21 protein-coding genes and 1 tRNA gene are annotated in these 25,428 nt (G+C 56.5%); 2 read left to right on the top strand and 20 right to left on the bottom strand.

Features of this window, described 5'->3' with window-relative positions:
- Positions 1 to 19: 19 nt before the first annotated feature.
- The 4 genes from ACTJJ6_RS19435 to lpxO all read right to left on the bottom strand — a co-directional run bounded on the left by ACTJJ6_RS19435 (position 20) and on the right by lpxO (position 8,296).
- Positions 20 to 3,955, bottom strand: a complete 3,936-nt coding sequence (locus tag ACTJJ6_RS19435; RefSeq protein WP_440803806.1) for a non-ribosomal peptide synthetase — start codon at positions 3,953 to 3,955, stop codon at positions 20 to 22.
- Positions 3,956 to 4,657: 702 nt separating this feature from the next.
- The gene (locus tag ACTJJ6_RS19440; RefSeq protein WP_440803803.1) at positions 4,658 to 5,353 is read right to left on the bottom strand and encodes a CTP synthase C-terminal region-related (seleno)protein; all 696 of its coding nucleotides are present in this window, start codon (positions 5,351 to 5,353) and stop codon (positions 4,658 to 4,660) included.
- An 815-nt stretch (positions 5,354 to 6,168) separates the two neighbouring features.
- Positions 6,169 to 7,089, bottom strand: coding sequence for a kdo(2)-lipid IV(A) palmitoleoyltransferase (lpxP, locus tag ACTJJ6_RS19445; protein WP_016930250.1), 921 nt, complete (start codon positions 7,087 to 7,089; stop codon positions 6,169 to 6,171).
- A 301-nt stretch (positions 7,090 to 7,390) separates the two neighbouring features.
- Positions 7,391 to 8,296 (bottom strand): lipid A hydroxylase LpxO, encoded by a 906-nt coding sequence (lpxO, locus tag ACTJJ6_RS19450; RefSeq protein ID WP_004936848.1) that lies wholly within the window; start codon positions 8,294 to 8,296, stop codon positions 7,391 to 7,393.
- A gap of 248 nt (positions 8,297 to 8,544) precedes the next feature.
- Between lpxO and ACTJJ6_RS19455 the strand changes: the two genes are divergently transcribed.
- Both ACTJJ6_RS19455 and ACTJJ6_RS19460 read left to right on the top strand, forming a co-directional pair.
- Positions 8,545 to 8,886, top strand: coding sequence for a hypothetical protein (locus ACTJJ6_RS19455; RefSeq protein ID WP_016930249.1), 342 nt, complete (start codon positions 8,545 to 8,547; stop codon positions 8,884 to 8,886).
- Between the two features lie 147 nt (positions 8,887 to 9,033).
- Positions 9,034 to 9,264, top strand: coding sequence for a hypothetical protein (locus ACTJJ6_RS19460; protein ID WP_131165448.1), 231 nt, complete (start codon positions 9,034 to 9,036; stop codon positions 9,262 to 9,264).
- Between the two features lie 74 nt (positions 9,265 to 9,338).
- Here the strand turns inward: ACTJJ6_RS19460 and fis are convergent, their stop codons facing one another.
- The 16 genes from fis to acuI all read right to left on the bottom strand — a co-directional run bounded on the left by fis (position 9,339) and on the right by acuI (position 25,366).
- Complete coding sequence (gene fis, locus ACTJJ6_RS19465) at positions 9,339 to 9,635, bottom strand: DNA-binding transcriptional regulator Fis (RefSeq protein WP_000462905.1); 297 nt, start codon at positions 9,633 to 9,635, stop codon at positions 9,339 to 9,341.
- Entirely contained in the window at positions 9,617 to 10,621 is a 1,005-nt protein-coding gene (gene dusB, locus ACTJJ6_RS19470) for a tRNA dihydrouridine synthase DusB (RefSeq protein WP_004936856.1), read from the bottom strand. Before dusB ends, fis begins: the two co-directional genes overlap by 19 nt.
- A gap of 392 nt (positions 10,622 to 11,013) precedes the next feature.
- Complete coding sequence (prmA, locus tag ACTJJ6_RS19475) at positions 11,014 to 11,895, bottom strand: 50S ribosomal protein L11 methyltransferase (RefSeq protein WP_016930246.1); 882 nt, start codon at positions 11,893 to 11,895, stop codon at positions 11,014 to 11,016.
- An 11-nt stretch (positions 11,896 to 11,906) separates the two neighbouring features.
- Complete coding sequence (gene panF, locus ACTJJ6_RS19480; protein ID WP_004936863.1) at positions 11,907 to 13,352, bottom strand: sodium/pantothenate symporter; 1,446 nt, start codon at positions 13,350 to 13,352, stop codon at positions 11,907 to 11,909.
- The gene (locus ACTJJ6_RS19485) at positions 13,342 to 13,584 is read right to left on the bottom strand and encodes a YhdT family protein (protein WP_004936865.1); all 243 of its coding nucleotides are present in this window, start codon (positions 13,582 to 13,584) and stop codon (positions 13,342 to 13,344) included. The genes panF and ACTJJ6_RS19485 overlap by 11 nt, the downstream gene beginning before the upstream one ends.
- A gap of 219 nt (positions 13,585 to 13,803) precedes the next feature.
- A tRNA-OTHER gene (locus ACTJJ6_RS19490) sits at positions 13,804 to 13,880 on the bottom strand.
- 196 nt (positions 13,881 to 14,076) lie between these two features.
- Entirely contained in the window at positions 14,077 to 15,282 is a 1,206-nt protein-coding gene (locus ACTJJ6_RS19495; RefSeq protein WP_016930245.1) for an MDR family MFS transporter, read from the bottom strand.
- A gap of 47 nt (positions 15,283 to 15,329) precedes the next feature.
- Entirely contained in the window at positions 15,330 to 17,561 is a 2,232-nt protein-coding gene (locus ACTJJ6_RS19500) for a cell envelope integrity protein TolA (RefSeq protein ID WP_079451606.1), read from the bottom strand.
- Positions 17,561 to 18,514, bottom strand: coding sequence for a lactate/malate family dehydrogenase (locus ACTJJ6_RS19505; RefSeq protein WP_049299916.1), 954 nt, complete (start codon positions 18,512 to 18,514; stop codon positions 17,561 to 17,563). The genes ACTJJ6_RS19500 and ACTJJ6_RS19505 overlap by 1 nt, the downstream gene beginning before the upstream one ends.
- Positions 18,515 to 18,539: 25 nt before the next feature.
- Positions 18,540 to 19,817, bottom strand: coding sequence for a cupin domain-containing protein (locus ACTJJ6_RS19510; RefSeq protein WP_228009767.1), 1,278 nt, complete (start codon positions 19,815 to 19,817; stop codon positions 18,540 to 18,542).
- A 209-nt stretch (positions 19,818 to 20,026) separates the two neighbouring features.
- The gene (gene accC / locus ACTJJ6_RS19515) at positions 20,027 to 21,376 is read right to left on the bottom strand and encodes an acetyl-CoA carboxylase biotin carboxylase subunit (RefSeq protein ID WP_004936886.1); all 1,350 of its coding nucleotides are present in this window, start codon (positions 21,374 to 21,376) and stop codon (positions 20,027 to 20,029) included.
- Positions 21,377 to 21,388: 12 nt separating this feature from the next.
- Positions 21,389 to 21,856 carry an acetyl-CoA carboxylase biotin carboxyl carrier protein gene (gene accB, locus ACTJJ6_RS19520; protein WP_004936889.1) on the bottom strand — a complete coding sequence of 156 codons (468 nt, stop codon included), beginning with the start codon at positions 21,854 to 21,856 and terminating at the stop codon, positions 21,389 to 21,391.
- Positions 21,857 to 21,888: 32 nt separating this feature from the next.
- Complete coding sequence (gene aroQ / locus ACTJJ6_RS19525; RefSeq protein ID WP_004936891.1) at positions 21,889 to 22,341, bottom strand: type II 3-dehydroquinate dehydratase; 453 nt, start codon at positions 22,339 to 22,341, stop codon at positions 21,889 to 21,891.
- Between the two features lie 287 nt (positions 22,342 to 22,628).
- Positions 22,629 to 23,228, bottom strand: coding sequence for a protein-methionine-sulfoxide reductase heme-binding subunit MsrQ (gene msrQ, locus ACTJJ6_RS19530; protein ID WP_016930241.1), 600 nt, complete (start codon positions 23,226 to 23,228; stop codon positions 22,629 to 22,631).
- Positions 23,229 to 24,230, bottom strand: coding sequence for a protein-methionine-sulfoxide reductase catalytic subunit MsrP (msrP, locus tag ACTJJ6_RS19535; protein ID WP_016930240.1), 1,002 nt, complete (start codon positions 24,228 to 24,230; stop codon positions 23,229 to 23,231). It abuts the gene before it with no gap.
- 158 nt (positions 24,231 to 24,388) lie between these two features.
- Positions 24,389 to 25,366: an acrylyl-CoA reductase (NADPH) gene (gene acuI, locus ACTJJ6_RS19540; protein ID WP_016930239.1), complete on the bottom strand. Its 978-nt coding sequence runs from the start codon at positions 25,364 to 25,366 to the stop codon at positions 24,389 to 24,391.
- Positions 25,367 to 25,428 lie beyond the last annotated feature (62 nt).

The raw sequence follows: 25,428 nt of genomic DNA on the forward strand, positions 1-25,428 counted from the left end.
CGCCGCAGACCGTAGAGCGTCAAGGAAGGTTGCCGAGCATCGCCGGCGTGCGCGATGACTGGCGCAAGGCGCGTCCTATCTCCTCGTGGCTGAAGATAATAGAGTGATGATTGCAGGGCAACGGATGCACCTGCAGATGTTGGCAGATTGCCGACAGGCCATTGTCGGCAATCGCCAGCAGCTCCCGCTCATCGCCCAGGCCGGTGATATTCAGATTTGCATCTTCGGTCGCCTTGAACAGCGTGATGCGTGCATGTTGCAACGGTGTGCTGAGCGTTTGTTTCGCCAATGCCAGCTCCGTCGGCTCGGCCTTTAATGCCCGGTCGGCGGCCTCACCGTCAATACCCAGCATGGCCAGCATCGCCGCCAGCATGCCCGGCTCGCTGCGGATCTGGAATGGGGTTCGGTAGAAGGTATCAAGCAGGAACAGTTGGATATCGCGATAGCCTTGGCTTTCCAGTTGAGCTGCCATCTCCAGCGCGATCAGGCCCCCTAGCGACCAACCCAACAAACGGACGGGGCGCGCCGGCGACAGCCGCATATGGCCGAGATAATACGCCGCCAGCTCGCGTAGCGAAGTGATGTGCGGCTGTTGGAACAGGTTATAATTGTTGATGCCTAACACATTGAAATCTTTTTCTAAATAGTTCGCCAGATCGCGATAAACATCGCAACCGGTGACGGCGGGATGGATCATCCAAACGCTGTCGGGGGTGATGGCGTGGTTCAGGCGCTCTACCTGTTTAAAGGTAAAACTGGCCTGATTCAGACGCGTCAACAGCTGCTGCAGGGGTTCGGAGGTGGCTGGAGCCGTTGCGGGCACGCCGTCGGTGAGGATACGGGCCTGGCCGCGCAGCGTCGAGTGAGCAAACAGCGTCTTAATGCCTAACGAATGCCCGTGTCGCTTCAGTTTAACCAGCAGTTGAATGGCGTGCAGCGAATGGCCGCCCAGCGCGAAGAAATCATCGTCGCGGCCAATGCGCGTTGTGCCCAGCAGTTCGCTCCACAGTTCGGCCAACTGCTGTTCCAGCTCGCCTTGTGGGGCTTCATAAGCAGCGGTTTCCTGCATGTTGGCCGGTGCCGGTAACGCTTTGCGATCCAGCTTGCCGTTGGGCGACAGCGGAAAAGCATCCAGCCGGATAAAACAGGACGGCACCATAAAGTCCGGCAGGTGTTGCTGCAATTGCCGACGCCATTCGGCGGCGGCCGTTTGCTCTGGGGCGATGACATAGGCGACCAGGCGCTTGCCGCCGCTTTCGTCTTCCCGCGCCAGAATGGCCGCGTCTTCAACCCCTGAACACTGTCTGAGCTGTTGCTCGATCTCACCTAATTCAATGCGCAGGCCGTGGATTTTGACCTGGAAATCGTTTCTGCCCAGATACTCAATGTTGCCATCCGGCAGCCAGCGGGCCAGATCGCCGGTTTTATACAGGCGAGCCTGCGGCTCGGCGCTGAAAGGGTCGACGATAAATCGCTCGGCGCTCAGCGCCGCGCGGTTCAGATAACCACGGGCAACCTGAATACCACCGATATGCAATTCGCCGGCGATGCCAGGCGGTAACGGTTGCAGTTGGTCATCCAGAATATGGAGCTGGGTATTGGCGATCGGTTTACCGATCGGTACCAGTGGGCGAGGATCATCGGGCAGGCATTGCCAACTGGAAACGTCTACGGCGGCTTCCGTCGGGCCGTAGAGATTGTGCAGTTCCGCCTGCGGCAACTGCTGCAGGCAACGTTGTACCGTAGCGAGCGGCAACGCCTCGCCGCTGCACACGATGCGTTTCAGGGAGGCGCACTGCGCCATATCGCCGTGGCGCAGAAACAGTTGCAGCATAGAGGGGACGAAATGCAGTGTGGTGACGCCATGTTGTGCGATGCAGGCGCTGAGATAATCCGGTTCCTGGTGACCGCCCGGTTTGGCGATGGCCAGCCGGGCGCCAACCATCATCGGCCAGAAAAACTCCCACACAGAGACGTCGAAGCTGAACGGCGTTTTCTGCAGCACGACATCATCCGGCGTCAGTGTATAAGCCTTTTGCATCCACAGTAGTCGGTTGATCACCCCGCGGTGTTCGTTCATCACCCCTTTGGGTTTCCCCGTCGAGCCGGAGGTGTAAATCACATAAGCCAGGCTGCGCTGTGGATCGGCGGCCAGCGGCGGCGGGTTGCCATCCGGCGCTTGCCGCCACAGATGACTCTCACGCTGAAGATGCAATCGCGGCACGGCGATATCGCGCAGCGGGTGCAGCGCGTGTTCGCCGCCATTGTCGATCAGAACGAATCTGGCGCCGCAATCTTGCAGCATGTGGCGCAGACGGTCTTGCGGATAGTCGGGATCGAGCGGTACATAGGCGGCGCCCGCCTTCAGGATGGCGCACAGGGCAATCACCATATCCGGGCTGCGGTTGACGCATATCGCGATGCGATCGTCAGGCTGTAATCCCTGCAGCCTGAGAAAGGCAGCCAATCGATTCGCCCGCTGATTCAGCTGTTGATAACTGATCTCGTGGTCTTCGTAGCACATCGCCGGCGCTTCTGGCGTCAGCGCGGCCTGCCGTTCCAGGAATTGATGTACGCCTTGCGGCATGTCTGCCCATGTTTGTCGGGTTTCATTCCATTGATGGAAGATTTGCTGTCTTTCCTGCGGCAACAGCAGCGGCAACTGCCCCAGCGGCAGCGCCGGATCGCCGTCCAGTAGGGTATTCAGCAGGTGCAGTATGCGGGCGGCGATGCGTTCACCGTCTTCCTGACTGAACCAGGCCTGATTGAAGTTGAACTCCAGCAGCGGGTCGTCGCCCGGATGGTAATGGCGCAGGTAGACGCCGAGGGGCAGCTGTTCCTGACCGTGGTGCAGGTTTTCAACCTTGAACTGGCTGCCCTCCAGTTCGATGTCGGTCGGAAAAACCTCCAGCGAAAAGCTGATGTCGAACAGCTGGCGCCGCTCCTGCTGATGCAGGTTCAACTGGCGGTTGAGTTCGGCAATGGGAAAACGCTGGTGACGATAACACTGGCGCAGCTCGCTGCCGATTTGCCGCAGTAAGTGGCCGAAGGATTGCTGTGAATCGACCGTGATGCGCAGTGGGATCATCGAGGAAAACATGCCCAAAGTTTGCTTATGTTCGGCGGTACTGCGGTTATGTACCGGCACGCCCAGCGTGAATTGATCGGTTTGCCAAATCCGGCCGAACCAGGTGGCCAGCAAAGCGCTAAAAAAATGCATGGCAGAACCGCCCTGTGCGGCGGCGTATTGTTCCAACTGAAGGAAACGCTCGCGTGGCAACCGCTTGATTATCTGATGACTGGGGTAGGTTTGTTGCTCACAGTGATTTTGGCGGCGTTCCAGCATGGAGGGGGGCGCGTCGATGAAACGCTTCAACCAGAAATCACGATCGCGCTCGTAGCGTGGAGACTGCTGATAGGCGCGATCGCTGATGACGAAGTCTTGGTAACGCGAGCGGGGGGCTTCGTTTTTTATCCCTGCTTTTAATTGTTTATAGCGCTCCATGATCATTTTGCTCAGCAGGGAAATTGAGGTGCCGTCCGCAATCAGATGATGGGAAGCAAGCAGCCATAGCGTGCTGGATCCGCTGACTTTGGCCAGGTGGCAGCGCCAAAGCAGGCCATCATACAGTGAATAAGGCTGCAGGAATTGAGAACGAAGGTGTGTTTCTGCCAGGCTGATGGCATCTTGCCCCTGCGAAAAATCATGGTAATGCAGGTCGATATAGGCCCGGTCGCAGGTTTCCTGGGTAATGCCTTGCGGCGTTTCTTTCAGCGTGGTTTGCAACGCATCATGTTGTTGCTGTATTTGCCGTATGGCTTCTTGAAAAAGCGGTAGCGAAATCTCGCGCTCTACGCGCCATAAACACCCAACGTTATATAAGGGGATATCGGGGTTTAAAGATTGGTCTAGCCACACGGCTTGTTGCACGGTCGTCAGGGAATAAGCGGACACGGAACCACCTCCACAAATAAGGAATGAATCGAATTAAATAAAGTGAGTCGCAGCCAAGCACTCGAACATTATAAAAGGTGATTATTAAGTTGGCCTGTTTTCACATTAAATATTTTTAATAGTTTTGTTTAATTATAATTAATTCAATGTTTTCATGATTAATGATTTATATTTTATTTATTTTTAAACTAATTTTTTGTCATTGCTTTTGTGGCGTGTTAATCACGATTGACTGGTTTCCCTGCGTGTCATCAGCAGGTGTGATGGTGTAATGCTGTGTTTTGTTTGCGTTTTTTTATTTTTGATAAAAAGAGGTGGAGCTGAGGCGGATCGTGAGCGATAACGGAGTGGTATCTAAGCGGGCAAGTTCGATGGCTTCTCTGCCAGAGATAACAGGCTGAATCATAAAAAATTATAAAGAATTTCTTATGCTGTATTATTATAAAAGAAATAATAATGAATAATAAGAAATAAATCTTATTGTGATTTCATGCATTTCTTTATTCGTAATGCTGCTGTTAACTTTCATAGGATTATGGCGTTTCAATTAAACTGCGATGAATGATCCGTTATTGGGCGATTAATGGATTAACTTTAATGAGATAATAAATGTGAAACGTTGATGTCGAGTTGATACCCGAAATGAAAGACGCAACGAGAACCGTGTCTCGCTGCGGCTGGATCCTACGGGGGAGGTGCAGGTTAGCAGACGGCGGCTTTGATCAGTTCCACCACCAGCGGCGAAAGCTCGCCGCGCAACGCAGCGCGTTCTGATTGGAACAGCGTGGCGACGTAAAAACGCCGGCCCGGCAGTTCGATGGCGCGCACGTCGCCTTCGGCATCGTGGCCGCTGATAATCAGCGGGAAGCGCTCAAGGTCGGCGACGAAGTCCGGATTCACGCCAAAGTTGCAGTGGTAGCCTTCATGGGTGTTCAGGCAGCCGTAGGCCTGCGCGACACGGGTGTCAGGCTGAAAAACGATGTCGCCGGTTTTTTCCACCAGCGAGCAGCTCAGCGGGGCGATCACCAACCGGCCACCGCTGTCGGTTTCCGCATGGCCGGCATCGTGCCAGCCCATCACGTTGCGGGCGTACTCGATGATGGCGTACTGAAAGCCGCCGCAGGAACCGAGGAACGGCACGTCGTTTTCCCGCGCATGCCTGATCGCCATAAAGGCGCCGTCGTCGTGACAATATGGGCTGCCTGGCACCACCCAGATGGCATCGAAATCTTGCAGGACATCGGGGGAGGTCAGGGTTTCGGTCGGTAGCCACTGGGGCTGCACGTCGATGTCGAGATGGGCGGCGGTGAGCTGGAGCGCCACGGGGATGGCCTGATGGGCCACGGCTTGCGGGTTGTAATCACCGACCAGAGCAATGCGGACTTGAGCTTTCATCATTTCCTTTCCTGTGCGGGTAAAGAGGGAGATTACAGGAAAGCGAAATGTTGAGCCGCAGATTTTTTAAACGCGGCGCACAAAAAAGCCCGGCGTCGGCCGCAATGCTGATCAGTTAGCGTTTTTCTGCAGGCGTTCGTGACATTTTCGGTCGATAAAAGTGAGATGCCCCATGTGGCTCACGCACCTCGACCGAGCCAGGGGCCGAAGGCGCGGCCCCTGGCAACCCGCGCCTTTGCCCTATCAGACGGTTGGCTTTGCCAACTCCCCTCGCTCCGCCATACCGCATTGAGGCCGGTTGCGACAGGCGTCCCTGCCTGTCTCACCTGAAACCGCCGTCCATGGCGGTTTCGCCTAATGCGCTATGCCTGCGTTCGGCGTCTTCAAGGGCACCCAACACCGCGCTCATCTCCAACTTCTCTACCACAACCTCATAAGCGACAGATTTCCCGGTAGCTGCCAGCTCAGGTGTTGACCTTGGGCGCGCATCACCGGCTGCCGAGCAAGACGGTGTTGTCAGGGGCAACCGGCCAGGGAAGGCCGGTTGAGGCGAGACTAACAGGGACGTTTGTCGCAGCCGACCCGCCCGACAACGCAGACGCGGCGAGGGTATCCGCGTAGCGGACAGATGGTGTTAAGCGAAGGCGCGGGTGGAGGGGCCGCGCCATCGGCCCCTCCAATTGCCGTTCATATTGGCCACAGAGAAATGCGGGACATTTACGGCAATTCCCCTGCACAGAACGCCCAGAGGCTGGATAAAAAAATGCCACTCAGGCTTAAGTGAGCGGCATTGCGGCGTCGGCCGGGCTGGAAAAAGGTCAGTACAGCGAGGGCGCACCAGCCGGTCGGGTTTTGAAGCGGCGGTGCAGCCACATGTATTGCTCCGGCGCCCGCATGATCTCTTTCTCGATCACTTTGTTCATGTAAGCCGCCGCCGCCTGTTCGTCGCTGAGCGGGTAGTCTTCCAGGGCCGGCTGGATCAGCAGGTCGTAGCCGCGGCCGCCTTCGCGGCGGATCAGCACCACCGGCACCAGCGCCGGGTTGGCCATGCGTGCCAGCATGAAGGTGCCGCTGGTGGTGGCGGCCTGATCGACGGCGAACAGCGGCGCGAATACGCTGCCGCGCGGGCCGTAATCTTGATCCGGCGCGAACCAGACCGCCTCACCGCGCTTGAGTGCGTGCACCATGCCGCGCAGATCCTTGCGATCGATCATCGCCTTGTTGGAGCGCATGCGGCCCTTGGTTTGCGCCCACTCCATCGCCTTGTTGTTGTGCGGGCGGTACATCGCCATCATCGGTTGGCACAGGCCCATTGCCCGGCCGCCCAGCTCAAGCGACATAAAGTGCACGCCGATCACCAGCACGCCGCGGTCGTCACGCTGCGCCATTTTGAGGTGGTTGATGCCGGAGACGTTAAACCAGCGCTTAACGCGTTTATCCGACCAGAACCAGGCCATGCCGGTTTCCAGCAGGCCCATGCCGAGGGACTCAAAGTTGCCCACTACTTTACGCTCGCGCTGCGCTTCGTCCATCTCGGGGAAGCACAGCTCGAGGTTGCGACGGGTGATGGTGACGCGGCGTTTGAGAAATCGCATCGAGGTGCGCCCCATCCACACTCCCAGCCGATTGAGCAACGGGTAGGGGAGTTGGACCAGCAGGAACAGCAGGGCGAGGCCGAACCAGGTTAACCAGTAGCGCGGGTGCAGCAAGGCCAGTTGAAATGCTTTGGCTGATTTCATAGAAACTCTTTTTATACGTTAAAAGGGGCAGCAAGCTGTAACGCATAAAGGTTCCACTCGATAGCGATACGACTACTCAGACACCCAGGTACGGCCAGGGTTTAGTCGGAATTCCATAATTGACTAAACATTTACATTCGAAGGGCGGTTTGCGCTGCTATCAGGCTTCGGAGGGATAGCTGTTGGCCAGCGGAGGCGGCTCTAGGAATGCGTATGTTAACACAGGGTACGGGGTACAGAGGAAGAGAGGCATGCGAATATTCTCATTCGCGTTGCCTCTGGATTGACGATTGGCGGCGGTTTACAGACTGGGGAGGATGATGGCGGCGAAAATGGCGGCGATCACCAGCCACTTCAGCAGGTAGTAACCGCGGCGATTACGCGCCTTCAGGCGCTGGCCGGCGTCGCGCACCGCGTTGACGTATTTGAAGATGCGGTTGATGCCGCCGGTGCGGTCCTGATCGTCATTCGGCGAACTGGCCGCCGACATCAGCGTAGCGCCGACCCAGTGGTTGACCGCTTGCGCCCAGCGCCATTTCATGGGCCGCTCGACGTCGCAAAACAGAATGATGCGCGTCTGATCGGTGGCGTTCTGCGCCCAGTGCACGTAGGTTTCATCGAAGATCACCGCTTGGCCGTCGCGCCAGCTGTGCTGCTCGCCGTCCACCTCGATGAAGCAGCGATCGTCGTTGGGCGTCATCAGCCCCAGGTGATAGCGCACCGAGCCGGCGTAAGGATCGCGGTGTTTACCCAAATGGCTGCCGGGCGGTAGCTCGGCGAACATCGCCGCCTTGACCGATGGGATGCGGTTGAGCAGTTCGACGGTTTTCGGGCACAGCGTTTGCGCCGAAGGGTGGCTGTCGCTGTACCACTTCAGATAAAAACGTTTCCAGCCGCGTTTGAAGAAGGTGTTGAATCCGGCGTCGTTGTGCGACTGCGCCTTTTTGATGTGATCCTGCAAGCGCACGGCTTCCTCGCGGATCACCTGCCAGTTGTCGGTCAGCGTCTGCAGCTCCGGGAAGCCTTTTTCGTCGAAATAGGGCTGTTTGGCGGGCAAACGGGAGAAGCCGGTCATAAACATGTTGATCGGCCCCATAAAGGTGGAGTGATCGAACAGTTGGCGGGTAAGCTTTTGTTTCTCTTTGCCGCGGGAGTGTGCGTAGAGGAAGCTGATGATAAAAATGCCGATAATGATCGCGGCAACCATAGAATCCATCCCTGTTGGTGCTTGTTAAAAATTCGTACAAATTATAGTTTTGTGACAGGAAAAATTTAACTTTTTCGTGCGCTTTCCCCGCTCATACTGTTTGGTGGCATAAAAAATCAATAAAACCGTTGGTAATGAAATTTTATATCGATTTTTTTGGTTTTAGTCCTATTCTTAAATCGTTCAAAGGGTGTTTCATGCCATCTTGTGTCATGACGAATGGCACGTATCTGAGAAAAGAGGGACTTATGAAGAAATCAATCATTGCCTTGTCTGCACTGCTGCTCGCTTCCCCGGTGTTCGCTGCTGAAACCGCGACCGACACCGCCGCTCACGCCAGCAACGAGGTCGTCGCTGAGGCGCATAAAGGGGCGGATACCGCCAAAGAAAAGCTGCACCAGTCTCAGGACAAGGGTGAAGAGCTGAAGCTGAAAGCCAAGCATGCCGCCGAAGGCAAGAGCGACAGCGTCGGCAGCAAAGTGAGCGAAGGCTCGCAAAAAGCCTGGCACTCCACCAAACAGGGTACGGAGAAGGCTTGGGACAAGACCAAGCAAGGGGCGGAAAGCCTCAAGAACAAAGCGACCGAGTAAGGTCTCCGCTTTTTACCCCAAGGGCCGCGCCGCGGCCTTTTTTATTGCCTGCAATCCAGAGCCGATGCCCCGCTTTGTCGCCCCGATTAAAACGTGAGAGTATCCTTCATCGATTGGCGACTCAATCGTAAGCAAGAAGGAAGCGCTATGAAATCCCACTGGATAAGGCGTTTATTGACACCCCCACCAGCCTGGACAGGCAGAGCATCGGTTATCTTGGGCCTGCTGGTGTTTGTGGTGTTGAGCGGGCTGGATAGCCTGGGCGTGGATTTGGACGGGTGGAAGCGCTACGTGATGATCGCGGGCGTGGCGGGTATTTGCTATTTCTTTGCCGGATATATCGATAAGCGCATTCCGCGCAAATCCTCGCCCATGTAGGCACAAGTCAGAAAAAGAAAAAGGCGCTTATCAAATGAGATAAAGCGCCTTTTCAACACGTTAACTGACTAGTATCAGTTCATGCCGTATTTTTTCAGCTTCTTGCGCAGCGTGCCGCGGTTGATGCCCATCATCAGGGCTGCGCGGGTCTGGTTGCCACGGGTGTATTGCATCACCATGTCCAACAGTGGCTGTTCAACTTCAGCCAGTACCAGCTCATACAGGTCATTTACGTCTTGACCGTTCAGTTGAGCAAAATAGTTCTTCAGTGCTTGTTTAACCGAGTCACGCAGAGGCTTTTGAGTCACCTGATCTTGTGAGTTAACGGTAGAAACGGTCAGTACGTCAGAATTTACGCGTTGTTCGAACATAGTTCTGTCAGCTCTTTTTTTACGCTAAGATTTTCGAAATATGCCTCCAACGCCTCCAGCTGTTCGCTGGCATCCTCTATGGCGTTGAATGTGCGCCGAAACTGGTCATTCGGAGCGTGTTCCTGGAGATACCAGGACACGTGCTTACGAGCAATCCGGAATCCCTTGCCTTGGCCATAGAAGCCGTGCAATTCCCGAATGTGCCCAATCAACAAGCGCTTCACCTCGCCAAGCGGCAGCGGCGGCAGCAACTCCCCAGTGTCCAGATAATGCTGGATTTCCCGGAAGATCCAGGGTCTCCCCTGAGCAGCGCGGCCTATCATCAGGGCATCAGCCCCGGTGTAGTCAAGCACTGCTCTGGCTTTATGCGGGTCAGTAATATCCCCATTCGCGATAATCGGAATGGAAACACTCTGCTTAACTGCCCGAATGCTGTCGTATTCCGCGTCGCCGTTAAACAGACAGGCGCGGGTTCGGCCGTGAATCGTCAGGGCCTGAATACCACAGTCTTCGGCCAGTTGGGCAATCTCTACACAGTTACGATGCTCTGGCGCCCAGCCGGTGCGAATCTTCAGCGTTACCGGCACATCCACCGCGTCAACCACCGCGTGGAGGATCCGTTTAACCAGATCCGGGTACTGCAACAAAGCGGACCCGGCAAGCTTCCGGTTCACTTTTTTGGCCGGGCATCCCATATTGATGTCGATGATCTGCGCGCCGCTGGCCACGTTGATACGCGCGGCGGCGGCCATATCATCAGGATCGCATCCGGCAATCTGCACGGAGCGGATCCCTGGTTCATCGCTATGCACCATACGCAGACGCGACTTATCCGTCCGCCACACCTCCGGGTTGGAGGAGAGCATTTCGGATACGGCCATCCCAGCACCCATTGCATGACAGAGGGTTCTGAACGGGCGATCTGTAATACCGGCCATCGGGGCCGCAATCAGGCAATTAGTAAGCTGGTGGTGTCCAATGCGCATAGACAAAGAGTGACCATACTGTGTCCGCAAGGGCGCGTATATTACGCATTTTTGCGCCGAGATGAAAGGCCAAACTTTAACCAATTGGCTCGCTATTAGGGCAAAAAATGCGCTGCGCAGTGATTCATAAAAATATTGTATATATTTTACAATGAGTTGACGAAAAGCGCTTGTTTTGTGTGCGGTAAAATATTCGCCTTTGCACAGGATATTATCTGCATTCGCCCGCTATTTTTGCCGGGATAGCCTGCCTGGAAGGCGCATTGTCAGGGCGATCCATCGTTGAAAGGCGAAAAATTGCATAAAATTTTGTCTTGCCCGTGGCCGATCGCCGGACAAAAAAAATCCACCGGCGAGGGGCCGGTGGATGAGGGAGCAATATACCGTGGCGCTTATTTACGGCGGCCGGTGATACGGCACCACTCTTCGCGCTCGGCGACCGGATCGAGCGTGAACTTCTCTTCGTAGGCTTCCGCTACGCTGCTCGCCTGGCTGGCCAGCACGCCGGACAGCCCCAGATGACCGCCGGCCTTCGGCAGGCAACCGATCAGCGGCGCCAGTTCGCGCAGCGGGCCGGCGAGGATGTTGGCGACCACCACGTCCGCCAGCAGGTCCGCCGGCTGGTCTTTCGGCAGATACAGCTCCAGACGCTCTGAGACGCCGTTACGCTGCGCGTTGTCGCGGCTGGCCTGAATGGCCTGGGGATCGATGTCGATGCCGATAGCGCGCGCCGCACCCAGCTTCAGCGCGGCGATAGCCAGAATGCCGGAACCGCAGCCGAAGTCGATGACGGTTTTGCCGGCCAGATCGAGGCCGTCCAGCCACTGCAGACACAGCGCGGTGGTCGGGTGGGTGCCGGTGCCGAACGCCAGGCCCGGATCGAGCATCACGTTAACCGCGTCAGGATCCGGCACGTCGCGCCAGCTCGGGCAGATCCACAAGCGCTCGCCGAAGCGCATCGGGTGGAAGTTGTCCATCCATTCGCGCTCCCAGTCCTTGTCTTCCAGCTGTTCTATCTTGTGGCGGAAACCGGCGCCCAGCAGCGGGTGCTGCTCCAGCATCGCCACCACCTCGGCCATATCGGTTTCCGCGTCGTACAGGCCGATCACATCGGTATCGCCCCACAGCAGGGTTTCACCCGGCAGCGGCTCGAACACCGGGTTGTCGTGGGTGTCCTGGAAGGTCACCGACACGGCGCCGCTTTCCACCAGCGCGTCGCTCAGGTCTTCCGCCTGGCTGCCGGTGGTGTTCAGTTTGAGTTGGATCCAAGGCATAGCAATTCTCTTCAAGAGGGTAATGATGACGCCGCCCGGCGCTTTTCGCCGACGACGTTACCGAGATAAAACGCCAACAGGCTGAGCAACAGCGAAGGCACGATAGGATGCAGCCCCGCCGGTTGCAGGTTGAAGCTGGCCAATAGCGTATAGCATACCGCACCCGACACCATTGAGCTAAGCGCTCCCTGAGCATTGGCGCGTTCCCAATACAGACCCAGCACCAGCGGCCACAGGAACACCGCCTCCAGCCCGCCGAAAGCCAGCAGGTTGAGCCAGATGATCATCTCCGGCGGGCGCCAGGCCGCCAGCAGCACCAGCAGGCCGAGGATCAGCGTGGTCAGGCTGGAGAAGCGCTTGATCAACCGCTCGTTGTGGATCTGCTGCGGCCGCACGCCCAGGTAGAGATCCTTGATGATGGTGGCGGAGGACTGCAGCAGTTGGGCGTTGATGGTCGACATGATCGCCGCCATCGGCGCCGCCAAAAAGATCCCGGCGGCGTACGGCGGCAACACGGTGATCATCAGCGTCGGGATCACCTGGTCGGGGATCTTAAGATCCGGCAACACCGCGCGGCCGAGCGCGCCGGCCAGGTGCATGCCGAACATCAGCACCGCCACCACCACGGTGCCGAGCAGAATGCCGCGATGCACCGCCTTGCTGTCCTTGTAGGAGATGCAGCGCACGGCGGTGTGCGGCAGGCCGATCACCCCGAAGCACACCAGGATCCAGAATGACGCCATAAACGGCAGACTGAGGATCTGATCGCCGCCCTGCGGCGACACCAGCGCCGGATCGATCTGCTGCAGTTTGCTCACAGCGCTGTCCAGTCCGCCGGCGGCATGGATCACCGCCACCAGCAGCAGCACGGTGCCGAGCAGCATCACCAGCCCCTGCATGGCGTCGTTCAGCACGCTGGCGCGGAAGCCGCCGAAGGCGGTGTACAGCGCAATGCTGATGCCGAAGATCAACAGGCCGGTGTCGTAAGGAATGCCGGCGGCGGTCTCCAGCAGGCGTGCGCCGCCGATGAACTGCACCGTCATGGCGCCGAGGAACGCCACCAGCAGGCTGAGGCTGGCCAGCCACACCAGCAGGCGGCTTTGGTAGCGGCCATACAGCATGTCATTGAGAGTAATGGCGTTGTAGCGCCGCGCCAGGATGGCGAATTTCTTGCCCAGCACGCCGAGCGACAGCCACACCGCCGGCAGTTGGATCATCGCCAGCAGCACCCAGCCCAGGCCATATTTGTAGGCGGCGCCAGGCCCGCCGATAAACGAACTGGCGCTGATGTAGGTGGCGGTCAGGGTCATCGCCAGCACAAAGCCGCCCATCGAGCGGTTGCCGAGGAAATATTCGCTGAGGAAGTTTCCGTTCTGGCGGCGCCGATAGGCGTACACCGACAGGCCGAACACCAGCAACAAGTAGGCGACCAGCGGCAGGATCACTTCAGTTTGCATCGCGGTCCTCCAGCGAAATGTCGCGGAACACCGTGCGCACCATCAGCCAGCACAGGCCGATGAACAGCAGCGGCACCAGCAGGCAGGCCATTTCGAACCAGTGCGGCAGGCCGGTGACGCCGATGGCGCTGTCCGGCAGGTAGGCCGCCAGCCCCCAGGCCAGCAGGTAGAGCAGCGTCAGCCCCAGCGCCCAGCGCGCTTCGCGGTGCGCCTGAATAAAGCGTTTGTCCATCAGTGTCCCCCATAGGTTTACGATGATGGCTTGTGACAAGAACAGATGAAGGAACAGGATTGTACGGAATGTGCGGCGTTTGGCTAATAAATTATTCACCTTTCCGGTGAACGCAACGGGGCGATGGAAAGAAAAGAGAGGGGTAAATATATAAATTTTTGCCGGTTTATTTCGATGAGAAAATAATTAAAGAGAATGGGAAAGGAATGGGTTTTATATTGGTTGGCGCAACCGGAATCGAACCAGGTGACCTCTGTGAAGTATGACACAGCGCTCTACCACTGAGCTACACGCCTGCAATAAACAAATTTATAACATCTCCTAATCATTCATGTAAATAGATTTCTTTTATTTTTTGGCATTAAATAAATCGTTCGATTAAATAATAACCTGCATATCCTTCGCTATTTATTTACTGTGATTAATATCACGATAAAGCCGCCCCGTTAATGTGCTTAAACAAGGGCGGCGTTAATTAGCGGATTAACAATGTCACACGGTTATCGTTCTTTTCTCAGATATTCTTTCTGAAATAGTATAAAGAACGATGACGCCGATGCATAAAAAGAACATCACGGCATACAGGGCGCCACCGCCACCTTGTTTTAACAGCAAACCGCCGACAAAAGGGGCGAGCGCCAGGCCAAATTCGTAAAACGTGGCGGCACCGAAGTAAGCCCCTTTTAGGTTAGCCGGCGCCATACGATCAATTTGTATATTGAGCGTAGGGAACAGGATGACTTCACCGAGGCTGAGCAGGAACATGGCGACCAACCACAGCCCCCAGCTTTCACTGGAAACCAGCAGGAAGACAATTTGTGAAAGCGCGAGAAAGAACACGCCCAGGCTGGTTTTCAGTGCCAATGACATGCGACGGGTAAAGCGCTCGGTGAAATACTGCAGCGTTATCACCGTGGCTGCATTGATGAATATCAGCACGCTGAGCAGGTATTCGGGGTTGTGCACCTGGCTGATCATGAGGTATTGCGGCAGCGTCACGTCGATCTGCCCGTAGACCAGCATCACCAAAATGTTGGCGACAACCAAAACCTTGAACGCCTGATCGTTCCAGATAATCCGCAAAGAGCCAATGAACGAGAAGGTGGCGTTGCGCGTTTCTTTACCGTGCCCCGCTTTGAATACCGCGAGCACCAGCAGCAAATAGCAAAGGAACGACAATGCGGTGACGAAGAAGGTGGCCTTCTGCGCCGTCAGCCCGAGAGCGACACCCACTAATGGGCCTACGGCTGCGCCCACGTTCATCAGGAAGTAGCGGATGTTCAACGCGCGTTCTCGCTCTTGCCTGTCATGGAGAATATCGCCGATCACCGCTTTGCTGGCGGGTTCGATCAATGAGCGCGAAATGCCATTGAGTAAAATACCGACAAAATACCACGCCGGTGAGTTGGCCAACGCAAGTACGCTAAATGAAATGATAGCGGCAATTGCACCGAGAATAATCAACGTGCGACGGCCATATTTGTCTGAAGCGCCACCGAAGAGATAGCCGAAAGAAATAGACACGATAAGTGATACGCTCATCATGACGCCGATTTCCACCGGAGTCATCGCGTAGTTATTTCTCATGAGAATGGTAATGAATGGCCAAATCATGAAAAAGCAGGCGCGCGTCAAAAACGTCCCGATAAAGATAACCCATATTTCTTTTGGGAAATAAGGGATGAATGTTGACCTCAAGGCGGTTTCTCCTTAAATGTTGCTCGTCGTCTGTTGAACCGAGTGTATTACACCTTTTCCAAACTTTCCTTTTCCCATCGGTTAGCCAGAGTGAGTAACGGCGTCACTCCGGCCTCTCTAATCCTCGCGATGAGATTTTTCCGCTGATCGAAGATAACCGGATGCGGGCTGATGCCTTGAATAATCGCGGCGACAGTCGCCGAGACTGGCGCGCTATGCGCCAGCGTTGGAATCGCCAGAACGTTCATGCAGTATTCAAACATGGAATCGACGGAGTTCAATTTACCCAACATCAAGAACGTCATTTCATCTCCGACGAGGGTAGCGCCAAGGCTGTCGAATATCATTTTGACTTGCGCCACGGGCTTCTCTTTCAGATGGAAACTGAGCAGTGCGCGGAACTGGTCGCGATTCAGACGGCCCTGTTTCATCTCGTCATTCAGCATGGCGAGTGCCTGGCGTACATAATTTTCCTCTTCGTTGAACAGATCTGCCGAAGCGCAGCGGAAATGCTGTTTGAGGAAATACCAGTGAAAGACATATTTGCCGTCGAATTCGAGGCGAACAACGTTGGTGAAGTCTTCCAGATCGTGCCGTTCCGGGTGGAATTCGCTGAGATCGCAACGAATATCGATGCCGGAAGAGGAGGCGATTCTGCGGCAAATGGTGGCGATATCAGCTTCGCCCAATAGCGCTTGCAGCATATGCTGCATGTTGTTACCGCCGGCGGCCAACTCGCAATAGGCGTCTTTGCCTGGCGTCAGGTATTTGATTCGGCTGTCGCGTGCATTGAGTGATGAGGCAATCTCAGCCCACTGGTTATGTACTTCCTGGCTTCTGATCGTTTCCAAACGAGGGTTTTTTTCATAGAACGCGATGACGCGCGGATCGACAGCCAGGCCGCTGCGTTTGAGTATTCCGGCGTCAAGCTGCGCGCTTGCTTGGTTTTTCACCAGGACATTGATGAAGTTGCGCAGCGAACTCTCCCCGCAATCTGAGAACGAGACGTCAGAATCCGGCGCGGGGCGGCAGGTTTTGGTGATGCACAGCGGCGGAAAATAGCGGCCGTACACTTCGCGATCGTAGTAGTCATGGCAGCGATCGGGGAAGTGCGTCTCGCCCGTCGCCGTTTCGCCGAACAGCTCCCCGCTCAGCTCCCGCAGTTGCTGCATGTAGGCGGTCAACTTGCCGAAGTTACCCTTGCATTTCAGCCACAGCGCCGCGTTGAGCAAATGAAACACCTCTCTGTCGTGCCCGGCGGTGCGGCTGGCCGCGATCAGTAAACGACATAAATTGTGCAACTCGGCCAGCAAGCTGTCGCGATCTGCACAGTGGATACCGACGTAATCCTGCACACGTCGCGGCAGATAGCGGTGATACTTGTTGAAAGGCAGATGCAATGCAATGAAGTCGGCGCTGAATCCCTCAGTTTGCAGCCGTGCGACGGTGCTTTCGGTAAAACTTTCCGCCAGCATGCTGGCGCGCAAGGTGGCTTCATCTTTTTGCCGGCGGGCATGTTCGACGGCGGCCTGCGCGTTTTGCCAGGCGGGGAACAGGCCGGCTTGATGCACGGCTTCTTGCTGCGCCGCATTCACGCGTGCTTCCAGCTCGGCGATTTCGGCATTGAGCGCCAACAGTTGCGCCTCTTTATTCTCCGCAGCGCTCTTGCCCAGCGCTTTTTTACCGGCTTTTAGCGCGGCGATCGCGGTTCGAAGTGGCGGGATCCGTGACGGCTGCGCTTTGGCGGCATTTTCCGCCTGTTGCAGGATCTGGTTCAGCGCTTTTTCTTGCGCTTTCAAATGGGCGCCGAGGGAGAGCGCTTCGCGTTCTGCGGCCGCGATCTGCGCTTTTGTGTCCTCGAACTGTTGCAGCACGCTGTCGCAAAGCCGGCGTATTTGCACAGAAAGCCGATGTTGCTGCTCAATGGCAGCGTGAAAGTCCGTTTCATCTCGTACATGCTGATATAACGAGGCGATATCATTGTCAGTGAAACGTTGGCTGCTCATGAAAGCCACCAGCCGTGCAAGGGTAGAGGGGGAAAACCAGGTGAACGGGTTCTTCACCTCTTTGCTTACGTCAAACTCGACCAGGTCAGTACGGTAGAACAACGCGCGCGCCACCTGGCCGATCGGGTGATCGGCGCCAAGAAAACGGTAATACTTTTCCGCGAGTTCGTTGTTGCACCAGAGCACCCCGTACAGTGGCGAAAGAAAACGATACTCAGGGCGGAACGGCATGTAGAGATCGCGGAAAGTCTGTCTGGTTTGATCGGTCGTCATCAGCTAAAACCTTGGATGATGTTTTTTAACTTGAGCGCCGCCTGGTGGATTTGTTGTTGTTCATCCTGATTGGGCATCAGCGACAGCGGCGTAAAGACGTCGTCGCGCAGAGCCAGCGGCCAGGACATGAACACGCCCAGTTCCGGTAGCCAGACCGAACCGCAGCAGGGGGTTTCGTCCCGTTGGATGATGCGCTCAAGCAAGATAAGAATGGAGGCGGACGGGCCATATTTAGGAGGGCGCCGCATTTTGTGAAATATGTCCAACCCTTGATTGCGGGTATCGGTGACGATTTGCGCCAGCGCCTGTGCCGAAAGTACCTGGTTCAGCGGTCCCTCGTCGGTTGTTACCTGGCTGAGCAAGGGCACCAACCCGGCGCCGTGCTCGCCGCAGACTGTCAGGCTACGCGTGTCGATGCGCTGCATGTCGATCCCGGAAATGCGGCAGATGCTTTTCAGCAGCCTGGCGGTATTGTGCGCGGCGCCGATACCTATCACCCGGCAGCGAGAGTCGAGCAGGATTTTATCGATGTAATAGCTGATGCTATCCACCGGATTGACCGCATTGATGATGTGACAGCCGGGAGCAATGAAGGGTTTGGCTCGGCTAAAAATGGCCTCGCTGAGCCGTACGTGATCGTCCAGCAACGCCTGGCGGTCATGCATCGGAAAGGTTGAAGGCACGCCATAGCAACAGAGGATCACGCCAGCCCCCTCGATGTGGCGGTAGTCATCCGTCACAACAATCTTGGGTAAAGACGTTCGGTTATGGCGTGAGAAGAGCGCTTCCGCCAGCAGGCCATCAAGAATATCTTCGCAAACGGCTGAATACTTTTCGGTATTTCGGCAGATGATCACGACTTCATTGACGCTGCCACGTCGCTCGGTCGTACTTAACAGCGCGTTTAGCGTCTCTTGCCCAATGCCGCCGAATCCCAATAAAACAATTTTCATGACCGCTCCTGATGACCTGCCCGGCTTATGCTTCGATCAGTTCGGCCAGTCTTGCATACTGCTTCTCAACCATGCTCCACCCTTTATCGAGTACGGCTTTGACACGCTGGAATTGTTCTTCGGTCATCCCCTTGAAGAACGCTTTATCCACTTCCTGATGATCGCCATCGAATTCGGAGTGATCCTCGAAATGGTTCTGTTTGCTCGGATCGAACACGTGTTTGATGTTGTTATAGAAAACGAAAGCCGAACCTTCGATGACAAAGTGCACCAGGATAGCCTGTTCCAGATTATCCAGCGTGATCATCTGGTGGTTGAACCAGATGCACAGTGCTTCAAAGATCGCGTCTTCGCGAACTTGGAGGTTATCGCGGCTGTTGCGCAGCACTTCGTCATGGCCGAATTCTTCTTTCAGATGCTCACTGAAGAAACGTGAGAAGCGAACGTCTTCACACAGTGCGCTACGCAGCAGCACCATTTTTTGGAACTGATCGGACAGGATCTGCAGGTAGTCCAGGAACAAGGATTTTTTCGCCTCGGAGAACGTTTTATCCTTGGCGAATGCGGTAAAGATCTTGTTGTCCTGGTAGCGCTCGATGTAGCGGGCGTTATGCGCTTTAAGCTGATGGTAGTAAGCGTAGGGATCTTGATCGAAAGTCACCAGCGGCTTGCTTGGGTCTTCATAGAGCCCGCGCTCCTCAAACTGGATTGACAGCCCCCAGTAGCCGTTGTCGCCCGCGCCGATGAAGCCGTGATCCGCGCCTGGCGGAATGCAGATGACATCGCCTGGAACGGCCCGGCGGTCAACGCCGTCTCCCAGCAGGATCGCTTCCCCTTCACAAATGATATACAGCGAAGATATTGGATGAACATGCACATCCAGCTTTTCGTTTTTCGCCAGACGCACCCAGCTTACTGCCAGGCGTGCCTGTTCGGGAATAAAGCGGTTCATTTCCTCATTGGCGCGGAAATTCTTCACTTCGCCCAAAAGCTTCTCAATCCCGTTTTCCTTAATGCTTTTTATGGTTTCCATGTCAGCACGGTGGTACTGGGAAAACACGGGCTTACGGTCGTATTCAGTTACATGGCTCATTAAGACATACTCATCTAAGTCAATAAAAAGGATAAATAAAAAGAGAAAAAGAGCGCGCTGCATTCGATCGACGGCGACAATAGCACGGGCTATCACCGAGCGGATGTGATCGGGGTCAAGCTTTGTAATTAATACGTTAATTTTGTTAAAGCTTATGGCGTGTGAAAATGCGATGGGTTGAGTTTTTTTCTTGCTAATATTTATTTTCAAGCTATGGGTTAAATATTTTTTATTTAAAAACAGTGTGTTATGTTTTTTGTGGTGATATGGGGGAGGTGCTCGATAAATGTGAAGAGAAAGTTATCTGTGAAGGTTTGATTCTATTTTGCGCGATTGAATGAAAAAAATCAGGCGGGCGTGAGAAAAGAAAAAGGCCGGTGATTAACCGGCCTTTCGTCAGACGATGCTGCGTGGCTGCCTTAGGTTTCCTGCAGACCCAGCTTCTTCTCCAGATAGTGGATGTTGGTGCCACCGTGCTGGAAGTTTTCGTCGTTCATGATCTTCTGCTGCAGCTCAACGTTGGTTTTGATGCCGTCGATGATCAGTTCAGCCAGGGCGTTTTTCATGCGGGCGATCGCCACGTCACGGTTTTCGCCGAAGGTGATCAGTTTGCCGATCATGGAGTCATAGTACGGCGGTACGGTATAACCGGCGTAGATATGAGATTCCCAACGCACGCCGAAACCGCCTGGCGCGTGGAAGCGGGTGATCTTGCCCGGGCTCGGCAGGAAGGTGTTCGGATCTTCGGCGTTGATGCGGCATTCTACCGCGTGGCCGTGGATCTTCACTTCTTCCTGTTTGATCGACAGCGGCTGACCGGCAGCGATGCGCAGCTGCTCTTTGATCAGATCCACGCCGGTGATCATTTCGGTAACCGGGTGCTCTACCTGAATACGGGTGTTCATTTCGATGAAATAGAACTCGCCGTTTTCATACAGGAACTCGAAGGTGCCCGCACCGCGGTAGCCGATTTCCACGCAGGCTTTCGAGCAGCGCTCGCCGATGTAGCGGCGCATTTCGCTGGTGATGCCCGGTGCCGGCGCTTCTTCGACCACTTTCTGGTGGCGGCGCTGCATGGAGCAGTCGCGCTCGGCCAGATAGATGGCGTTGCCCTGGCCGTCGGCCAATACCTGAATCTCGATGTGACGCGGATTCTCCAGGTATTTTTCCATGTACACCATGTCGTTGTTGAAAGCCGCTTTGGCTTCCGCTTTCGTCATGTTGATGGACTGCTCAAGGTCTTTGTCGCTGCGCACCACGCGCATGCCGCGACCGCCGCCGCCGCCGGAGGCCTTGATGATCACCGGATAACCGATGCGCTTGGCGAAGGCACGGTTTTTATCCATGTCGTCGGTCAGCGGGCCGTCGGAGCCCGGCACGCATGGCACGCCGGCTTTTTTCATGGCGTTGATCGCGGAAACCTTGTCGCCCATCAGGCGGATGGTTTCGGCTTTCGGGCCGATGAAGATGAAACCGGAGCGTTCAACCTGCTCGGCGAAGTCGGCGTTCTCGGACAGGAAGCCGTAGCCAGGGTGGATCGCCACCGCGCCGGTGATTTCCGCCGCCGAGATGATGGCCGGGATGTTCAGGTAGCTTTTTACCGATGGCGCAGGACCGATGCAGACGGTCTCGTCGGCCAGCAGCACGTGTTTCAGATCGCGGTCGGCCGCGGAGTGAACCGCAACGGTCTTGATGCCCAGTTCTTTACAGGCACGCAGGATGCGAAGCGCGATCTCGCCTCGGTTGGCGATAACAATTTTATCAAGCATGGGGGCGCCTCGTTATTCGATGACGACCAGCGGCTCGTCATATTCGACCGGCTGGCCGTTTTCCACCAGGATGGCTTTCACGACGCCGGACTTGTCCGCTTCGATCTGGTTCATCATTTTCATGGCTTCAACGATGCACAGGGTATCGCCGGCGTTCACTTTCTGGCCCACTTCCACGAAGGCTTTCGCGTCCGGGCTTGGGGTGCGGTAGAAGGTGCCTACCATTGGGGAACGAACGACGTGGCCACTCACGGCCGCCGGTGCTGCAGGGGTTTCTGCCGCAGGCGCGGTGGCAACGGCGGTAGCCAGGGCTGGCTGCTGCTGTGCCGGCATCGCGTAAGCCTGCTGCATGACGGGATAAGCCTGCGCCGGTGCGGCACGGCTGATGCGAACCGATTCTTCGCCTTCAGAGATTTCCAGTTCAGAAATGCCTGATTCTTCAACCAGTTCGATCAGTTTCTTGATTTTACGAATATCCATGAGTGTGATTCCGTACTCTTTTTGTGGAGCAATTAGTGGGTTTTCGACAGACGGTTAACCGCTGCCTGTAAAGCGAAAGCGTAGCCATCCGCGCCGAGGCCGCAAATCACGCCTACCGCTACGTCTGAGAGATAAGAGTGATGGCGGAAAGGTTCGCGGGCGTGCACGTTGGACAGGTGGATCTCGATGAACGGGATCTGCACCGCCAGCAACGCATCGCGCAACGCCACGCTGGTGTGCGTGAACGCCGCCGGGTTTATCAGAATGAAATCGGTGTTGCCGCGCGCCTGATGGATGCGATCGATCAGCTGATGCTCGGCGTTGGACTGCAGATGGCTCAGGGTAATATCCAATGCGGATGCCTGGTTTTCCAATCCGTTAACAATCTCTGTCAGCGTCGTGCTGCCGTACTTCTCCGGCTCACGCGTCCCCAGCAGATTGAGATTGGGGCCGTTCAGAAGCAAAATGTGAAACTTATCCGCCATTGTGCTGGTATCTCCGGCAATAAAACCATCATCGTAGAAAATAACCCGATGTTACCGATTTGTCACCTGTTAAGGGGCAAATTCACCCTGAGAACAGAAACAAGGTCGGGCATTATAACGATATCGTAGCAATTCGCAGCTAAATACTGGTCTTATCAGCGAAGATATTCAACCCCAAATCGACCAACTCGGGGGGCCGCGACGGGAATATGAGCGCTGGAACACAGAAAAAGTTCCCGACGGCGGCGTGCGTTTTTCTACGGCGATAACGCGTATCGCCGTGGGATTCAGCGCCACCAGGCGCGGAATTTCTTGTAACGCAGGCCCAACAGCGCCACCGCCAACAGCGCGTAAATGAACGGCTGGGGAGAAAAGGTTTTGACCGACCACAGGTAGTGGATGGGGGCGAGGATCGCCGCCAGATAGACGAAGTTGTGCAACGTTTGCCATTTGGCGCCCAGTTTGCGCATCGCCCACAGCGTCGACGTGGCCGCCAGCGCCAGCAGGATCAGCCAGGTGAGGATGCCGAGCGTCAGATAGGGCCGGTTCACCAGTTCGCTGCCCAGCAGGCCGAGATTGCTCAGCCCCAGCTCCAGCGTGGAGTAGCTTATCAGGTGCAGCGTGCCCCAGGCAAAGCACCACAGCCCCACCAGACGGCGACAGCGGATCAGTAGCGGCTGCCGGGCGTAGCGCGCCAGCGGGGCGATAGCCAGCGTGGCCAGCAGCAGTTTCAGCGTCATCCTGCCGGTGAAATGCTGGATGTCCTTGGACGGATCGGCGCTGAACCAGCCTTGATCCACTGCCAGCACCAACCACAAAAAGGGCAAAAACGCCGCCAGATGCAGGGCGGCTTTCAGCCATTTGATATGAACAGGCGTCAGGCGCACTTAGAAATTCTCCCGCAGATCCATGCCGCGATACAGCGACGCTACCTGGTCGGCATAACCGTTGAACAGCAGCGTCGGTTGGCGTTTGACGTCGAGAATGCCGCCGGAGCCGATAAAGCGCTCGGTGGCCTGCGACCAGCGCGGATGATCAACGTGCGGATTCACGTTGGCGTAAAAACCGTACTCGTTCGGCGCGGATTGGTTCCAGGTAGTCGGCGGCTGATCGCGCACCAAACGCATATGCACGATCGATTTGATGCCTTTGAAGCCGTATTTCCACGGCGTGATCAGCCGCAGCGGTGCGCCGTTTTGCGGCGGCAGGGTTTTGCCGTATACGCCGACGGTCAGCAGCGCCAGCGGATGCATCGCCTCGTCCAGCCGCAGCCCTTCGACGTAGGGATATTTCAGGCCGCCGCCGATAAAGCGATCTTTCTGGCCGGGCATCTGCTCCGGATCGTACAGCGTCTGGAAGGCCACGTAGCGCGCGTTGCTGTTCGGTTCGGCCAGCTTGATCAGCTTGCCCAGCTCGAAACCGATCCACGGCACCACCATCGACCAGGCCTCGACGCAGCGCATGCGGTAAATGCGCTGTTCCAGCGGGAAACGCTTCATCAGATCGTCGATATCCAGCGTGATCGGTTTCGCCACTTCACCATCGATGCGCACTTTCCAGCCTTCGGTCTTTAGCCCGCCGGCGTTGGCGGCCGGATCGGCTTTGTCGAGGCCGAACTCATAGAAGTTGTTGTAGCCGGTCACCTTGTCTTCCGGCGTCATCGCCAGCTGCGCCTGCCAGGCGGCCGGTTTGCTGAATGCCAGCGCTTTGCCCGGCGGCGCCTTGGGGCGATCGTTGCCCTTGAACCACGACAGCAGGTCCGCCTGCGCGCCGGTAGGCAGCGCCAGCGTAGCGGCGGTGATGCCGAGCGCCTGCAGCACCTTGCGCCGCTGGTGGAACACGCTCTCCGGCGTGACGTCGGCCTCGGTTAATTTCGGGTGTTTGTTCATGCTTATGTTCTCCGCGACTGAGCCCGCCGTCCGCGAGCGGCTGACGGGTCTTCATGAAATAAGCATGGCGCTAAAGCCGGCCGGAAGCGAGGGGGCGCGGGAAAATATGAAATTTCGCAGAAGCGGGAGAACTCCCCCCGTTGTCGGGGGGGAGAAGGTCAGCGGATTTTCACCAGGGTGCGGCCGGTGATTTGGTTGTTCAGCAGCGCGGCGGCGGTGGCCGGCGCCTGCTCGAGGGCGATTTCATGCGTGGCCTGCTGATAGAAGCTGTCCGGCAAAATGCCGGCCAGCCGTTCCCAGGCGGTTTGGCGGCGGTGCAGCGGCGTATGCACCGAATCCACGCCCTGCAGGCGCACGTTGCGCAGAATGAACGGCATCACGGTGGTCGGCAGCTGATAACCGCCCGCCAGGCCGCAGGCGGCGACGGTGCCGTTATAGTTCATCTGCGCCAGCACCCGCGCCAGCAGTTTATCGCCGACGGTGTCCACTGCGCCGGCCCACAGTTGTTTCTCCAGCGGACGCGGCGTTTCGATATAGCCATCGCGCGACATCACCTCTTTGGCGCCGAGCGCTTTCAGGTACTCGGTATTGCTGTCGCGACCGCTGATGGCGGTCACCCGGTAACCCAGCGCCGCCAGCAGGGCGATGGCGGTGCTGCCCACGCCGCCGCTGGCGCCGGTGACCAGGATATCGCCGTCGTCCGGGTGCACGCCGCCTTCCTCCAGCGCCATCACGCACAGCATGGCGGTAAAGCCGGCGGTGCCGATGATCATCGCCTTGCGCTCATCCAGCCCGTTCGGCAGCGGCACCAGCCACTCACCGGAGACGCGCGCCTGCTCGGCCAGGCCGCCCCAGTGGTGTTCGCCCACGCCCCAGCCGGTGAGCACCACGCTTTGCCCCTCTTTGAAGCGATCGTCGCGGCTGTGGCGCACGGTGCCGGCGAAATCGATGCCCGGCACCATCGGGAAGTTGCGCACGATCTTGCCTTTGCCGGTGATCGCCAGCGCATCCTTATAATTTAGGCTGGACCAGTTGATGTCGACGGTGACATCGCCTTCCGGCAACCGATCGCTGCCGATATCTTTGATATGAGCCAGAGTTTGGTCGTCTTGTTGTTCCAATAACAGTGCACGCATGTCACTCTTCCTCTCGTTTACACTTTTCTATCAATGGCTGAATCACATTTATTTGACTATAT

Origin of the sequence: Serratia sp. 22278 (assembly GCF_052045405.1) — a bacterium.
Lineage (GTDB): Bacteria > Pseudomonadota > Gammaproteobacteria > Enterobacterales > Enterobacteriaceae > Serratia > Serratia marcescens.

Coding starts and splice junctions, on each gene's coding strand:
- ACTJJ6_RS19485 (WP_004936865.1), bottom strand. CDS start 13,584: ATGGACAAACGCTTTATTCAGGCGCACCGCGAAGCGCGCTGGGCGCTG.
- ACTJJ6_RS19455 (WP_016930249.1), top strand. CDS start 8,545: ATGAAGAAATCAATCATTGCCTTGTCTGCACTGCTGCTCGCTTCCCCG.
- accC (WP_004936886.1), bottom strand. CDS start 21,376: ATGCTTGATAAAATTGTTATCGCCAACCGAGGCGAGATCGCGCTTCGC.
- lpxP (WP_016930250.1), bottom strand. CDS start 7,089: ATGAAATCAGCCAAAGCATTTCAACTGGCCTTGCTGCACCCGCGCTAC.
- aroQ (WP_004936891.1), bottom strand. CDS start 22,341: ATGGCGGATAAGTTTCACATTTTGCTTCTGAACGGCCCCAATCTCAAT.
- ACTJJ6_RS19440 (WP_440803803.1), bottom strand. CDS start 5,353: ATGATGAAAGCTCAAGTCCGCATTGCTCTGGTCGGTGATTACAACCCG.
- msrP (WP_016930240.1), bottom strand. CDS start 24,230: ATGAACAAACACCCGAAATTAACCGAGGCCGACGTCACGCCGGAGAGC.
- dusB (WP_004936856.1), bottom strand. CDS start 10,621: ATGCGCATTGGACACCACCAGCTTACTAATTGCCTGATTGCGGCCCCG.
- prmA (WP_016930246.1), bottom strand. CDS start 11,895: ATGCCTTGGATCCAACTCAAACTGAACACCACCGGCAGCCAGGCGGAA.
- ACTJJ6_RS19505 (WP_049299916.1), bottom strand. CDS start 18,514: ATGAAAATTGTTTTATTGGGATTCGGCGGCATTGGGCAAGAGACGCTA.
- ACTJJ6_RS19500 (WP_079451606.1), bottom strand. CDS start 17,561: ATGACGACCGATCAAACCAGACAGACTTTCCGCGATCTCTACATGCCG.
- acuI (WP_016930239.1), bottom strand. CDS start 25,366: ATGCGTGCACTGTTATTGGAACAACAAGACGACCAAACTCTGGCTCAT.
- fis (WP_000462905.1), bottom strand. CDS start 9,635: ATGTTCGAACAACGCGTAAATTCTGACGTACTGACCGTTTCTACCGTT.
- ACTJJ6_RS19460 (WP_131165448.1), top strand. CDS start 9,034: ATGAAATCCCACTGGATAAGGCGTTTATTGACACCCCCACCAGCCTGG.
- accB (WP_004936889.1), bottom strand. CDS start 21,856: ATGGATATTCGTAAAATCAAGAAACTGATCGAACTGGTTGAAGAATCA.
- lpxO (WP_004936848.1), bottom strand. CDS start 8,296: ATGGTTGCCGCGATCATTATCGGCATTTTTATCATCAGCTTCCTCTAC.
- panF (WP_004936863.1), bottom strand. CDS start 13,352: ATGCAAACTGAAGTGATCCTGCCGCTGGTCGCCTACTTGTTGCTGGTG.